Raw genomic sequence first — 14,232 nt, forward strand, 5'->3', positions numbered from 1 at the left:
GTAAGTAAGGAGGTAAGTTAAATATGGCACGCAAAACTAATACACGTAAACGCCGTGTGAAAAAGAATATTGAAACTGGTATCGCGCATATCCGTTCTACATTCAATAACACAATCGTAACGATTACTGACTCTCACGGAAATGCAATTGGGTGGTCTAGTGCAGGTGCTCTTGGCTTCAGAGGTTCTCGTAAATCTACTCCATTCGCAGCACAAATGGCAGCTGAAACAGCAGCTAAAGCTTGCATGGAGCACGGTTTAAAAACTCTTGAAGTTACAGTTAAAGGCCCTGGAGCTGGCCGTGAAGCAGCAATTCGTGCTTTACAAGCAGCTGGTCTTGAAGTAACTGCGATCAGAGACGTAACCCCAGTACCTCATAACGGTTGCCGTCCACCAAAACGTCGCCGTGTTTAATTTGTCTGTATAGATTTTGTATACATGTCAATAATGGCTGATGATACAGTTTAAAAATATACAGAGATAATTAAATGTTGTTGTTGTGCACAATCGGGACATACCTATGGGGAATTTCGGTAAGACATTATATGTCTTTCCGGGGTTTCGACGTTTTGAAGGAGGGTTATGAATGTTAGAAATCGAAAAACCAAAAATCGAAACGGTTGAAATCAGCGATGACGCCAACTATGGTAAATTCGTCGTCGAGCCACTTGAGCGTGGATATGGAACAACTTTGGGTAACTCCTTACGTCGTATTCTTTTATCCTCACTTCCTGGTGCCGCTGTAACATCTATCCAAATAGATGGTGTACTGCATGAGTTCTCAACAATTGAAGGCGTCGTTGAAGATGTTACAACAGTTATTTTGAACGTTAAGAAGCTAGCATTAAAAATCTATTCAGATGATGAGAAGACGTTAGAGATTGATGTGCAAGGTGAAGGTGCTGTAACAGCTGCTGACATTACACATGACAGCGATGTTGAAATCCTTAACCCTGACCTTCATATCGCGACGTTAGCGAAGGACGCTCACCTGCGTATCCGTTTCACTGCAAAACGCGGTCGTGGATATGTACCAGCGGACGGAAACAAACGTGAAGACCAACCGATCGGTGTTATTCCGATTGATTCCATTTTCACTCCAGTTTCTCGTGTTTCTTATTATGTTGAAAATACACGTGTAGGCCAAGTCTCTAACTATGACAAGCTTACATTAGATGTATGGACAGATGGTAGTAACGGTCCACAAGAAGCAGTAGCACTTGGGGCAAAGATTTTAACTGAACACTTAAATATATTTGTAGGTCTAACAGATGAAGCGCAAAACGCTGAAATCATGGTAGAAAAAGAAGAAGATCAGAAAGAAAAAGTTCTAGAGATGACTATCGAAGAATTAGATCTATCTGTTCGTTCTTACAACTGCCTGAAGCGTGCTGGCATCAACACTGTTCAGGAACTTGCAAATAAGACAGAAGAAGATATGATGAAAGTTCGTAACTTAGGCCGTAAATCTTTAGAAGAAGTCAAGCACAAATTAGAAGAGCTTGGTCTTGGCCTGCGTAAAGATGACTAGTTTTTACTTGGAAAACTAGGCATCTTTATGTGTTTGAACGTTTCATGACTTTCTACAGAAGGAGGGAACATCAACATGGGATACAGAAAATTAGGTCGTACTAGCGCACAGCGTAAAGCAATGTTACGTGACTTGACTACTGACTTGATCATCAGCGAGCGCATTGAAACTACAGAAGCACGTGCGAAAGAATTACGTTCTTTAGTAGAAAAAATGATTACTCTTGGTAAGCGTGGTGACTTACACGCTCGTCGTCAAGCAGCTTCTTACGTTCGTCATGAAGTAGCGAACGCAGAAACTGGTCAAGACGCAGTTCAAAAGTTATTCGCTGATATCGCTCCACGTTATGAAGAGCGTCAAGGTGGATACACTCGTATCATGAAACTTGGACCTCGTCGTGGAGACGGAGCTCCAATGGTTATCATTGAACTTGTATAATATATATTAGATGATAGTGGGCTAAAGAGGAGGCAACGAATCTTTGAGCTTACTATAGTCAGTCATAAATAAGGGCGGACAGTTGTAATGACTGATCTAAGCCCTTTATTTTTTTGTCTTGATTTATGGATTTGGTTTAACGCCCTTGTTGCTTTGCGTTCCAGGTGTTCGCTTTCCGCGGGAAGGTGCTTGAGCCTCCTCACTTCGTTGCGGGGTCTAAACCAACCTTTTCTCCCCCGCAGGAGTCTCACACCTTGCACTCCAAGCAACAGGGGGTTACTGGTTTCACTATATTCAAGTTTAAGTATTTTTCCTAAAGTTTCGAGATGAAGTGAAATCTTTCAACCAATATTCTATAAAATTTATAGCTGTTGATTGGAGCAAAAGGCGTAGACTCCTGAGGGAGGTAGCGCTAGGTGGAGACCCCGCAGGCTTGCCGAGGAGGCTCCAGCAGCGCCCCTAGGAAAGCGAAGCCATTTGCGGAAATCAACAGCGGTGTTAGTAGAGTTCTTTTGAGTTGAAAGGCTATAATAGAGAGAGTCAGTTAAGCGGAGAAGAGAGGAGTTGTATTTTCGATGGCCATCTTAGAAGTGAAGGGTTTGTCCTTCCGCTACGCAAACCAAGAAGAGAATACGTTAAAGAATATTAACCTTAAAGTGGAACAAGGAGAATGGACCGCCATCGTTGGCCATAACGGCTCAGGCAAATCCACGTTGGCTAGAATATTAAACGGCTTGCAGCTTCCGACAGAAGGATCTGTTACCGTGCAGGGAATAAAGTTAGCAGAAGATACGATTTGGGATATTAGAAGGCAGGTAGGAATGGTCTTTCAAAATCCCGATAATCAATTTGTAGGCTCAACGGTAGAGGACGATGTTGCGTTTGGTTTAGAAAATATTGGCGTCCCCCGTGAAGAAATGATTTCCCGCGTGGCAGAGGGGATTGAAAAAGTAGGGATGGAATCTTTTTTAACCCAAGAGCCACATCAGCTCTCTGGAGGCCAAAAGCAGCGGGTGGCGATTGCAGGCTTAATTGCGCTGCGACCATCCATTATCATTTTGGATGAAGCTACAAGCATGCTCGATCCTATTGGACGGAAAGAAGTAATTGACACAATAGAAGAGCTTAGACAACAGGTGGGAGTAACGGTTATATCCATTACCCATGATCTGGAAGAGGCAGCAAGAGCAGACCGAATCATTGTACTGAACGCAGGAGAAGTGTATGGCGAAGGAACCCCCGAGGAAGTTTTTCTAATGGGAGATAAGCTTGTGGAGATAGGTCTTGATTTGCCTTTTCCTATCATCTTGGCGAATAAACTGCAACAGTTGGGTGTGGAGTTTGATACAGACCCGACCAATAGGGAAAGGCTGATGAATGAGTTATGCAAATTACAATCAAAGATTTAGAGCATCGTTATCAGCTGAATACTCCCTTTGAAAGGGTCGCGCTTTATGATGTAGACATGATAATTCCTGAGAACTCCTATACCTCCATTATTGGCCATACAGGGTCCGGGAAGTCTACATTGTTACAACATCTTAATGGACTGTTAAGACCTACGAGTGGAAGCATTCAAGTTGGAGATATCACCTTACATGCGAATAAAAAAGAAAAGAATATAAAAGCCCTGCGTAAAAAGGTAGGAATTGTTTTTCAATTCCCTGAGCACCAGTTGTTTGATGAAACCGTGGAGAAGGATGTTTGTTTTGGTCCGCTTAATTTTGGTGTTCCTGAAGAGGAAGCAAAAAAACGGGCTAGAGAAGCACTTAAGCTTGTCGGTCTGCCAGATAGATATCTGGAGTCTTCTCCGTTCGATTTAAGTGGGGGACAGATGCGCAGGGTTGCCATTGCCGGCGTGCTTGCAATGCAACCGGAAGTCCTTGTACTGGACGAGCCGACAGCTGGTCTCGATCCACGAGGACGTAAAGAGATCATGGACCTGTTTTATAAACTGCATAAAGAGCAGAACCTTACCACCATTCTAGTCACACACAGCATGGAGGATGCGGCAAAGTACGCAGATTCGATTGTGGTCATGAATAAAGGGACGGTTGGGTTAAAAGGGACACCAAGGGAAATATTCAGCCAGGCAGAGGAAATTAAGAAACTTGGGCTGGACGTTCCGGAGACGGTTTTGTTTATGAAAGAGCTGGGTTCGCGTTTGAATTTAGAATTCAGTGAAGTGTGTCTGACTGTTGAAGAAGTGGCAGAAGCGATCGCCTCCCGTTTGAAAAAGGGGGGTGAGGGTGATGAATAATTTAATAATCGGTCGTTATGTGCCGGGTACCTCTCTTATTCACCGGATGGATCCGAGAGCAAAATTGCTGCTTGTCTTTATTTTCGTCATGGTTGTGTTTATTGCCAATAATGTCTGGGGCTATGCCATGCTTGCTGCCTTTACATTGACCATTGTGTTGCTTACCAGAATACCGGTTCCATTTATATTAAAAGGTTTGAAGCCGATTCTCTGGATCATTATTTTCACCATGCTTTTTCATGTTTTTTTAACAAAAGAGGGCAACTTGCTCTTTGAAGTAGGTTTTATTGAAGTGTACGAAGAAGGCATCATACAGGCTATCTTTATATCTTTGCGTTTTTTATTCTTGATTACGATCACCACCATCCTTACCTTGACCACTACACCAATTGAGGTGACTGACGGGATGGAGACGTTATTTGGTCCGTTTAAAAAGGTAGGGGTCCCTGTTCATGAACTTGCGCTTATGATGTCAATTTCCTTGCGATTCATCCCAACCTTGATGCAAGAAACGGACAAAATTATGAAGGCGCAGAGTGCGAGAGGTGCAGACTTCACTGTAGGACCTCTGAAAGAGCGTGTTAAGGCATTGGTGCCTTTGCTTGTCCCATTGTTCATCAGTGCGTTTAAACGCGCAGAGGAGCTTGCTACGGCGATGGAAGCACGAGGGTATAGAGGCGGCGAAGGAAGAACGAAATTCCGTCTGCTTGAATGGCAGTGGAAAGACACTTTGTTGTTGGTGACGCTGGCTATCCTTACGTTTATCTTAGTTCTTATTCGAACATAATGGAGTTAGATATGATGAATAGATTGAAATGTACCCTAACCTATGACGGGGCACAGTTTGAAGGCTATCAGATTCAAAAGGAAAAGCGTACAGTTCAGCTGGAGGTCCAGAAGGCCTTGTCTCGAATCCACAAAGGGAAGGAGATAAAGGTTTCCGCTTCAGGCCGCACCGATGCAGGTGTTCACGCCGTAGGTCAAGTATTGCACTATGATTCTCCTTTAACCATTCCTAAGGCAGCCTGGCAGAAGGCGCTGAATGCTCATTTGCCAAAAGATATTTGGGTGAAGAGAGTGGAGTCTGTCTCAGGGGACTTTCACGCGCGTTTTGATGTGGTAAAAAAGGAGTACCGTTACAAGGTGAGCCTTGCAAAGGACTTTAATGTTTTTGACCGAAATCAAGTGTTTCACTACCCTTACCCGTTAGATTTAGAAGCTGTTAAGGAGGCGTGTGGGCATTTTATTGGAGAACACGACTTCACCAGTTTCTGTTCTGCAAAAACGGAAGTGGAGGACAAGGTGCGGTTCATTTACTCGCTTGATGTAGAGTTGAATGGGGAGGAGCTTGTGTTCCGCATTGTCGGTAACGGCTTTTTATATAACATGGTCCGCATCATTGTAGGTACTTTACTGGAAATAGGACAAGGTAAAAAATTACCAAGAGATATTTTTTCAATCCTGGAAGCAAGAGATCGGGGAGCGGCAGGAAAAACGGCACCAGCACACGGTTTATACCTTTGGGACGTGGTTTATGATGACAACTAATCCTGGTGTAACATTTTCTTGACAATATCGCAAAAAAGATATAAGATATCACATGGTATGTATTTTAACCCCACGATCAAGCCCCGGAAGAGTTTCATCGTGTTGAATAAAATATATGAAGAAATGAAAAATAAAAGGTTTATTTTTTTTAGGAGGGAAATTTAATGCGTACAACGTTTATGGCGAAAGCTAGCGAAGTAAATCGTAAATGGTACGTGGTTGACGCTGAAGGTCAAACTTTAGGTCGTCTTGCAAGTGAAGTTGCATCCATTTTACGTGGTAAACATAAACCAACTTTTACTCCAAACGTAGACACTGGAGATCATGTAATCATCATCAATGCAGAAAAAATCCACTTAACAGGTAACAAGTTGAACGGTAAGATCTACTACCGTCACACAATGCACCCAGGTGGACTTAAACAAAGAACGGCTTTAGAAATGCGTACTAACTATCCTACAAAGATGTTAGAACTAGCAATCAAAGGCATGCTTCCAAAAGGAAGTCTTGGACGTCAGCAAGCTAAAAAATTGAATGTGTATGCTGGAAGCGAGCATCCACACCAAGCACAACAACCTGAAGTTTACGAACTTCGCGGTTAATTAATAAGGAGGGTATAACTTTGGCACAAGTACAATACTACGGCACAGGTCGTCGTAAAAGCTCCGTTGCACGTGTACGTCTAGTTCCTGGTAACGGACAAATCGTGATCAACGATCGTGATATCGAAAACTACATCCCATTCGAAGCTCTACGTAACGTTGTTAAACAACCATTGGCAGTTACTGAAACAGAAGGTAACTACGATGTATTAGTAAACGTTGACGGTGGAGGATACACTGGTCAAGCTGGTGCGATCCGTCACGGAATCGCTCGTGCATTATTACAAGCTGATCCTGAGTTCCGTGCTTCTTTAAAGCGTGCAGGTCTTCTGACTCGTGACGCGCGTATGAAAGAGCGTAAAAAATACGGACTTAAGGGCGCTCGTCGTGCACCTCAGTTCTCAAAACGTTAATCTTCGGATTCCAATATGGAAAACCCCCGACCCTTTGTGGTTGGGGGTTTTTTGGTGTTTGGACAAAAGGTAGATATGTTTGTCCGCCATTAGTCCGCCATTCTACCCAAGCAGTAATTCACATACTTTCCTAGAATTTAAATTAAAATAGGTAAAATAAACCAATTCGTACCGTTCTATATAGTGAATAAAATAGGCATTATGCAACTTATTAAATTTTAGAATTTCCTTTATCATTAGTTCTTAATAAAGAAGAAAAGGAGGTAACGAGTCATTAGAAATAAGTTTATGTTTTCGTTTCTGATTCTGTCTTGTTTTTTCTTCGCTGGCACTCAAGTCCAAGCATCTAGCTGGGGAAGCCTTAAAGACTGGATGACAGAAAATATTAAAGGGTATGTTAATCAAGGAAACTTCAGCAACATCTTCTTAGAACCACTCCTAGAAATAGACAGCTCCCAATACTCCTTAGAATTAAAAGAGTTCTTCAAGTCCACCACCACCTCAACAAAGAGCAATATAAAAAACCACCAAGCAGATTACATACAACAACTCACACAAGCAAAGGAACAGTTGAAACGAAATACACTGCACAGTTATTACGATGAACACCAATCGAAGCTGGACGATGAACTGACCCATGAACTTGAGCAATATCTCGAAGAATTATTAGATGAAAATAATAAAAATTAAAAGGGGAGAGATATAATGACGTGGAAAAAGAAATTAGTAGCAGGGACAGTAGCGGTAGGTTTAGTGACAGGTGTAGGGATGACTTTTGCAAGTGCAAGTGAAGGATCGCCATTGAGACAATGGTATGATGGATTATTCAGCGATACACAGCAGTCAATCTTGACAGATAATGAAGCTGCAGCTAGTGAGGCATTTGAAAATTGGGCAGCAACTAGTGAACAGCTGAAAGTTGGTGCAGGCGTTAAAATCAATGAAAAAATGGAAGCCGAGTTAACAAGAGCAGGCACCGAAATTATGAGTGCGAAGGATGAGTATATAGCTTCACTTGACGAAGAGAAAGCAGAACTGCTTGCAGACATGAACTATCAAGTGTATCAGCACATTTTCCTTGAAGGATACATGGCTATCCAGAACCAGGGAGATGCAGCGATGGGTACGGTCGAAGAAAGCTTCCAGAACTTCACCAGTGAAACAGGACAAGTTGCTGTAAACGAAATGACGCAGGAGTTGACCTCCGCAAAAGATTCAGCGGTTACAGAGTTAGAAGAGGCTATAGCACAGGCCAAAGAAGAACTGTCCGCACAACTTGCGATGGAAGAGCAGGTAAGCAGACATAACCTGGAGCGGCAGATCACATACAAATTGACCGACTTGCGTGATGCATTAACATCTATCATCAATGAATTGGTTAGTGAACAGCAAAATATTATCACAGCGAAGGCATTGGAACTGGAAGAAGAAGCAAAAGCAAGTCTTGATGAAGTAATGGAAAGTATTAATGACTAACAAACGCCATCAAAGGCTGTTTATTGTGATGATGATGGTCTTGGCACTTCTTTTTACAGTGGAATGGAAAACGGCATATGCTAGTTCCAATATTCAATCTTTGCTCACAAGTTGGTTTGAAGGCAAGCAACAGGAATCTATTCAGTCTTTGGAAGAAGAGATCATGATAGAAAAAGAAGCGCAGATGTCTGTGTTGAAAGAAGAAATCGCTGTTTTATTAAATCAGGCTAATAAGGAGCTAGCCGATTTTACATCGAAAGAGGCGGATAAGAGCAAGCAAGAGCTAAAAAGCTATACCGAGCAGCTTATTCAAACCATCGAATTTAATGAGGAAAGTAAGCGAGATCAGTTTATAAGCGAACTGGAGAAAATTATGGAGGAAGCGTACATGAAACTAGAACAAGCTGGCGAAAATGCGCTTTACCAATCAGAGTAGTCCATTTGCCTGCGCCTAGTTGCACAGGTTTTTTTCAATTCCATACTTGGAAAAACGTACTCATTCTTTTCACGCATGAAAGCCCTCGCCCATTAGGAAACTAATCGGGAAAGGGTGTGAAAGAGATGACTGTAGTAACAACCTTCAAGGAAAAGCGCCGGGAAAAGCAGATGAAATATGAGCGCAAGATGCTGCGTGAAATTTCACTCGAGGTTTTACGGACAAAGGTGAAGGATTTTTTCTCACCATACTTAAAGAATAAAAAGCAGGTAACTGCCATTGAAGAAGGCTGCCTTGATGTAGCAATTGAAGCTTATCTTCTTGGTGCTTCATATAGCAAATTTGGGTATTATGGTGAAAACGCAGAGCAGGTGAAAACACGCTGCCATGTGGAAGAGAAATATTTGATTGATACTTTGTACGATTATTTCTTGTACTGGGGCTCAATCGGTGACAATGATATGGTTCATGAATCCTTTTATATGACATGCGATGCCTTTATTGATTATTGGTGGCGTGAAGGCTTCCATAAAGGTGAAAAAAGGTACCGCATGAGATTGCACTAATTATCATAAACTTCCCCCTTGTCCCATATAGTGTATAGAGTGGACATGCGGGAGGGGTACATATGCAAAGGTGGAAATTCTGGGCTTTTCTAACGGTAATCTTAACGGTCACTGCCGTTTTTCAATATCAGTTATTTTCAAAAGATACCTGGGAGCAGTGGAGTCTGCCGTTGAGCGGGAAAATTATCATCCTTGACCCTGGACACGGTGGGCCTGATGGAGGAGCGGTCGGGGGCGATGTCTTAGAAAAAGACGTGGCACTTGAAGTGTCGCGTTATGTGAAGGATTACCTTCAGGAACAAGGGGCATTGGTACTCATGACTAGGGAAGAGGATGTTGACCTTGCAGATCCTGAGACTAAAGGCTATAGCCGCAGAAAAGTAGAGGACTTGCGGAAGCGGATTGAAATGATCAATGAATCAGATGCAGATCTTTTTCTCAGCATTCACTTAAATGCCATTCCGTCACCAAGATGGAGAGGTGCCCAAACCTTCTATCATGGAACGAAGCATAAGGAAAATGAACGTTTAGCAAAGTTTATCCAAGAAGAGTTCCGGGTCAACCTTGAAAATACCGACCGTTATGCTAAATCGATGAATACACTATTTATTTTAAAAAATGCTGAAATACCTGGTGCTCTAGTAGAGGTTGGATTCTTGTCCAATCCATCCGAGCGGGCGTTATTGAATACAGAAGAATACCAAAAATCCTTAGCGGCATCCATCTATAATGGAGTGATGCGTCATTATACAAATGAACAAGAGTTACCCGATCCCCCTCAGTAATAAAAAGGGGGATTTTTTATAGGCACATAACGATAAATTCAAGCGATCTATATGTTATACTAAAATTGTAAACGAATTCAATTCTGAAAATAGACTATTATCACATAAGGGTGGGGTCAGAGTGTTAACAGAAGCTAAAGTTGTACAGTTACTAAAAGATCTACATGATCCGTTTTTACATAGAACATTTGAAGAAACAAACGCGATACAAGAAATCTCTATCAAGGAAGAAAAAAACCATGTGAGTGTGAAGGTGGCGCTTGCCAAGACTGGAACGGCAGAGCAGATGCAATTGCAAGGCACCATCGTTAACCTGTTAAAAGAAGCAGGAGCGGCAACGGTTGGCCTGCGTTTCATGGAACTTCCACAAGAGGTAGTCGCACGTTTTGGTGTAGAAGCTCCTAAAGAGGAAGAAACACTTCTATCCAGTAACAAAACAACCTTCTTAGCCATTGCTTCTGGAAAAGGCGGCGTTGGAAAATCGACTGTGTCCGTCAACTTGGCAGTTTCATTGGCGCGTCTTGGGAAAAAAGTCGGCTTAATTGATGCAGATATTTATGGTTTTAGCGTGCCTGATATGATGGGAATTACGAAACGTCCGGTAGTGCGCGGTGAAAAAATCATTCCAGTGGAACGTTTTGGTGTGCAAGTAATCTCTATGGGCTTTTTTGTAGAGGACAATTCCCCAGTTATCTGGAGAGGCCCGATGCTTGGCAAAATGTTGAACAGTTTCTTTAACGAAGTGGAGTGGGGAGATTTAGACTACCTGCTACTAGACTTGCCTCCTGGAACAGGGGATGTGGCGCTTGATGTGCACTCCATGCTTCCGTCCTGTAAAGAATTAATCGTAACGACTCCTCATCCGACAGCAGCATTTGTTGCAGCGAGAGCAGGGGCAATGGCAATCAAAACGGACCATGAAGTGATTGGTGTCATTGAAAACATGGCTTACTTTGAAAGCAAGAAGACAGGTGAAAAAGAGTATGTATTTGGAAAAGGTGGAGGAGACAAGCTGGCAGAAGAGTTGCAGGCGCCACTGCTCGGACAACTTCCATTACAACAGCCTGACTGGAATGACGATGATTTTGCTCCGTCCATCTACCAAGAAGACCATGATCTAGGTAAAATTTATTTAAGTATCGCATCAAAAGTGGTGGAATTAACGTAATAGATAAAGCAGACCCAGTCAGTGGGTCTGCTTGTTTTTTTATCCGCCGCCGCCTTCACCGCCGCCGGACTCTTGCCCGCCTTCCGAACCGCCACCTTCACCGCCTTGCCCACCGCCACCTTGTCCTTCACCGCCTTGCATTTCAGAAGCGGCTTTTAACAATAGGTCTTGTAGTTTGGCTTTAAATAATGGACTCTCAAAAGTCTCGGTGATTACTTTTTGCAGATGTTTTTTGTATTCCTGTCCACTCATCACAGTGATCATTTGCTTTTCCATTTCAGGGTCCTGCAAAATTTGAACCATCATAGCCTGATACTCAGGATCCTTCATCAAATCTTTAATAAGTTTTTCATGTTCTTTCTGCATACTCTTTGCAAAAGTTTCAGCAAATTTAGGGTCTTCAAATGCCTTTTTCCAAAATTCGGCACCCTTTTCACTATCTAGCGTCTGTTCAATCGATTTTGTCACCACTTCCTGATCCAAGACAAAGTTAGCCTTCATCTTATCGTCAGCCATGATTTCTTCAATCGCTTTTTTTCCATCGTCTGTTTTTAATATATCTACAACCATTTTTTTTGTTTCGTCGTAATCCATTTGACCGCCTTTTTCACTCTCTGCACAACCAGTAAGAAGGAGGGAAAGAAGGAGAGGCGGCAAAAGGTAGCTTTTCATCAAGAAAACTCCTTCCAACATGTATTTCATACGATTAATATGTGACAAAGTTAATCAAATATACAAATTTGCATGGAGAGGATGATGGATTTTTACTGGTTACATTGGTAAAATGGGAACTAGTGTCTTTAATCTGTGTTAAATGGAGGAAAAGAAAGTGAACAGTCGTAATTGGGTTCGATTATTTCTTTCCACGCTACTAGTCGGAGCAGTAACTACCGTTATTGTTGCGTTCATAGTCCGTTGGGATCAACATACAGCACAATTTGCAAATGGAGAATACCTTCAATTCCTATCAATCATTGCTTGGTATATAGGAGTAGGCTTGATATTTAGTATTATTAGTCAAATGGGCTTCTTTGCCTACTTGACGATCCACCGATTTGGCTTGGGTATTTTTAAATCCCTATGGAGTGCCGTACAAGTGGTGCTAATTATTTTCGTATTATTTGATCTTGTGTATTTCCGATACATATCTTTTGCAAATGAAGGCGATTCCTTACTTCCTTATTTCGCCTTTCCAATATTTCTATTAGTGTACGGCTTGCTTGTAGCCTATGTGAAAAAGACGCAGACTAATAAACACGCATTTATTCCTGCGTTGTTCTTTATGGTTGTGGTAACAACGATTGAATGGTTTCCTGCCCTTAGGGAAAATGAACCGGGATGGCTGCTATTTATGCTCTTTCCTTTATTGGCATGTAACTCCTATCAGCTTCTGTTGTTGCACAGGTTGAATAAAGCATCTGTGACAAAATAAAAAAATGGCGTTTCTCCGATACGGAGAGGCGCCATTTTTTTGGAGTTATTGTACTTCCTTGCTTTTCGCTTTGGTGTTATTGATCAATTCGGTGACGCTACTGATTTCGTAGCCTTTATCTTTAATGAACTGAATAATTTCCGGTAAGGCGTCCTCTGTTTGTTTGGCAGAATCGGAGGCATGAAGAAGAACGATATCTCCATTGCTCAAATTCTTTGTCACATTATCCACAATAATTTCTTTCCCAGGGTTGATCAGGTCATGTGAATCCACACTCCAATGCACTACGGTAAAACCAAGGGAATTGGCAATCTCAAGTACACGTTTATCAAAAGCCCCTTTAGGTGGGCGTAGTAAATTAACTTTCTTTACCTCTAACTTCTCAAATACATCCAAGGATTTTAAGATGTCCCTCTTTACTTTTAAGTCTTCAAGATCCCGGTAATTTTCATACGCATACCCCATGCTGCCAATCTCATGTCCATCTTCCACGATTCTTTTTACAATATCCGGGTGCCTCTCCGCCCAAGAAGCAGATAGGAAGAATGTCACACCAGTTACGCCATTTTGTTTCAATAAATCCAAGATGGGAAGTGCCTTTTCATCACCCCAGCTAATATCAAAGGACAACGCAACTTCCTTATTACCCCCTTCCCCCTTATATATTGCCCGCGGTCCATCCTTGGTTGAAAACACAGGCTGGTTCGAAAAGTTTTCTATATATAAAATCCCTGCAGTGAAGAATGCCGCCAAAATGATGATGGATAATTGCTTAAGCTTTCTTCCGTTAATTACATAGAAATTAGTCATGCTTAGCCCCCTTCCTTGTCCACAGTATCTATTCTCATAAATATTCAGTAGGACAAATCTTATGCAAAAAATATTTAGGAAAATGTTTCATAAAAACCAGTTTGGTGGAAAAAATACACTATAAAGTATTTTTTAGAGGTGAAGAAATGTTAGGGATGCTGTTAAACAATAAAGAAGTAAAAGAAATGGAATACTTATTAAAAAGAGAACTAGAAGAACTCTTACACGATTTTGATGATCATCGCATCGATAGAGTGGTAAAGCATGCCATGGAAGAACGCTATCAAATTCTCTACAAAATGTTCACCCGTATCGCGCCGCCCACAGAGTGTATGAAATATATTCGATCCAAAGCCGTCTTTAGAGAAAGAGAATCCTATTAGAGCTATCCAATCAGCCGCACTAATTGCGGCTTTTTATTTGTTTTTTCAACACTTGTATATAAGAAGAAAGTACGTCAGAAAAACAAATTAAAAAAACTTTGTAAAAGTAGTTGACGGAAAAAGAAAATCCGTGGTATATTATTATTCGTCGCTGCGAGATACATAAAAGCTTGCAAGACAAAAAATAAAAAACATGTTGACATCAACTTGGTCAATATGGTACATTAGAAAAGTCGCTTCTGAGCGACGGACTGATGAAAATGATCTTTGAAAACTAAACAAAACAACAGCGTCATAACGTCGGTTCTACGGAACACGACAAAATGATTTTAAGTAACACAAGCTAGCAAATTTTGAGCAAAAGCTCAGACTCTTTATTGGAGAG

General features: G+C 41.7%; 19 protein-coding genes. 17 read left to right on the forward strand and 2 right to left on the reverse strand.

The annotated features are described in order from the left end of the window. Nucleotides 1-23: 23 nt before the first annotated feature. The 15 genes from rpsK to HF078_RS02765 all read left to right on the forward strand — a co-directional run bounded on the left by rpsK (nt 24) and on the right by HF078_RS02765 (nt 11,222). Nucleotides 24-413 carry a 30S ribosomal protein S11 gene (gene rpsK, locus HF078_RS02695; RefSeq protein WP_060666589.1) on the forward strand — a complete coding sequence of 130 codons (390 nt, stop codon included), beginning with the start codon at nt 24-26 and terminating at the stop codon, nt 411-413. 172 nt (nt 414-585) lie between these two features. Then, the gene (locus tag HF078_RS02700) at nt 586-1,530 is read left to right on the forward strand and encodes a DNA-directed RNA polymerase subunit alpha (RefSeq protein ID WP_148990109.1); all 945 of its coding nucleotides are present in this window, start codon (nt 586-588) and stop codon (nt 1,528-1,530) included. A 75-nt stretch (nt 1,531-1,605) separates the two neighbouring features. Continuing rightward, nucleotides 1,606-1,968 (forward strand): 50S ribosomal protein L17, encoded by a 363-nt coding sequence (rplQ, locus tag HF078_RS02705; RefSeq protein ID WP_010191541.1) that lies wholly within the window; start codon nt 1,606-1,608, stop codon nt 1,966-1,968. 575 nt (nt 1,969-2,543) lie between these two features. Beyond that, a complete protein-coding gene (locus HF078_RS02710; RefSeq protein ID WP_169289721.1) occupies nt 2,544-3,377 on the forward strand; it encodes an energy-coupling factor ABC transporter ATP-binding protein in 834 nt (277 codons plus the stop codon). Continuing rightward, the gene (locus tag HF078_RS02715) at nt 3,353-4,228 is read left to right on the forward strand and encodes an energy-coupling factor ABC transporter ATP-binding protein (RefSeq protein ID WP_169289722.1); all 876 of its coding nucleotides are present in this window, start codon (nt 3,353-3,355) and stop codon (nt 4,226-4,228) included. The genes HF078_RS02710 and HF078_RS02715 overlap by 25 nt, the downstream gene beginning before the upstream one ends. Next, complete coding sequence (locus HF078_RS02720; protein WP_346775302.1) at nt 4,218-5,015, forward strand: energy-coupling factor transporter transmembrane component T family protein; 798 nt, start codon at nt 4,218-4,220, stop codon at nt 5,013-5,015. Before HF078_RS02715 ends, HF078_RS02720 begins: the two co-directional genes overlap by 11 nt. A 14-nt stretch (nt 5,016-5,029) precedes the next feature. After that, a complete protein-coding gene (truA, locus tag HF078_RS02725) occupies nt 5,030-5,776 on the forward strand; it encodes a tRNA pseudouridine(38-40) synthase TruA (protein WP_346775303.1) in 747 nt (248 codons plus the stop codon). 164 nt (nt 5,777-5,940) lie between these two features. Further along, the gene (gene rplM / locus HF078_RS02730; RefSeq protein ID WP_060666583.1) at nt 5,941-6,378 is read left to right on the forward strand and encodes a 50S ribosomal protein L13; all 438 of its coding nucleotides are present in this window, start codon (nt 5,941-5,943) and stop codon (nt 6,376-6,378) included. A gap of 20 nt (nt 6,379-6,398) precedes the next feature. Next, a complete protein-coding gene (gene rpsI / locus HF078_RS02735) occupies nt 6,399-6,791 on the forward strand; it encodes a 30S ribosomal protein S9 (protein WP_060666582.1) in 393 nt (130 codons plus the stop codon). A 372-nt stretch (nt 6,792-7,163) separates the two neighbouring features. After that, nucleotides 7,164-7,481, forward strand: a complete 318-nt coding sequence (locus HF078_RS02740; RefSeq protein ID WP_169289725.1) for a hypothetical protein — start codon at nt 7,164-7,166, stop codon at nt 7,479-7,481. Between the two features lie 15 nt (nt 7,482-7,496). Further along, complete coding sequence (locus HF078_RS02745; protein ID WP_169289726.1) at nt 7,497-8,267, forward strand: hypothetical protein; 771 nt, start codon at nt 7,497-7,499, stop codon at nt 8,265-8,267. Beyond that, the gene (locus HF078_RS02750) at nt 8,260-8,703 is read left to right on the forward strand and encodes a hypothetical protein (RefSeq protein WP_169289727.1); all 444 of its coding nucleotides are present in this window, start codon (nt 8,260-8,262) and stop codon (nt 8,701-8,703) included. Before HF078_RS02745 ends, HF078_RS02750 begins: the two co-directional genes overlap by 8 nt. Before the next feature lie 125 nt (nt 8,704-8,828). Then, nucleotides 8,829-9,269 carry a YbaK family protein gene (locus HF078_RS02755; RefSeq protein ID WP_169289728.1) on the forward strand — a complete coding sequence of 147 codons (441 nt, stop codon included), beginning with the start codon at nt 8,829-8,831 and terminating at the stop codon, nt 9,267-9,269. Nucleotides 9,270-9,331: 62 nt separating this feature from the next. Further along, nucleotides 9,332-10,054: an N-acetylmuramoyl-L-alanine amidase CwlD gene (gene cwlD / locus HF078_RS02760; protein ID WP_169289729.1), complete on the forward strand. Its 723-nt coding sequence runs from the start codon at nt 9,332-9,334 to the stop codon at nt 10,052-10,054. A gap of 121 nt (nt 10,055-10,175) precedes the next feature. Beyond that, entirely contained in the window at nt 10,176-11,222 is a 1,047-nt protein-coding gene (locus HF078_RS02765) for an Mrp/NBP35 family ATP-binding protein (RefSeq protein WP_148990118.1), read from the forward strand. 39 nt (nt 11,223-11,261) lie between these two features. Here HF078_RS02765 and gerD read toward each other — a convergent pair whose 3' ends face one another. Beyond that, nucleotides 11,262-11,894 carry a spore germination lipoprotein GerD gene (gene gerD / locus HF078_RS02770; protein WP_169289730.1) on the reverse strand — a complete coding sequence of 211 codons (633 nt, stop codon included), beginning with the start codon at nt 11,892-11,894 and terminating at the stop codon, nt 11,262-11,264. A 157-nt stretch (nt 11,895-12,051) separates the two neighbouring features. Between gerD and HF078_RS02775 the strand changes: the two genes are divergently transcribed. Continuing rightward, on the forward strand, nt 12,052-12,654 hold the full coding sequence (locus tag HF078_RS02775; RefSeq protein ID WP_169289731.1) for a KinB-signaling pathway activation protein: 603 nt from the start codon (nt 12,052-12,054) through the stop codon (nt 12,652-12,654). A 45-nt stretch (nt 12,655-12,699) separates the two neighbouring features. Here the strand turns inward: HF078_RS02775 and pdaB are convergent, their stop codons facing one another. Next, nucleotides 12,700-13,464, reverse strand: coding sequence for a polysaccharide deacetylase family sporulation protein PdaB (gene pdaB, locus HF078_RS02780; protein ID WP_169289732.1), 765 nt, complete (start codon nt 13,462-13,464; stop codon nt 12,700-12,702). Nucleotides 13,465-13,610: 146 nt separating this feature from the next. Here pdaB and HF078_RS02785 point away from each other — a divergent pair, with 146 nt between their 5' ends. After that, nucleotides 13,611-13,847, forward strand: coding sequence for a hypothetical protein (locus HF078_RS02785; protein WP_148990121.1), 237 nt, complete (start codon nt 13,611-13,613; stop codon nt 13,845-13,847). Nucleotides 13,848-14,232 lie beyond the last annotated feature (385 nt).

The sequence above is a fragment of the Bacillus sp. RO2 genome, from assembly GCF_012911845.1.
Lineage (GTDB): Bacteria > Bacillota > Bacilli > Bacillales > Bacillaceae_I > Sutcliffiella_A.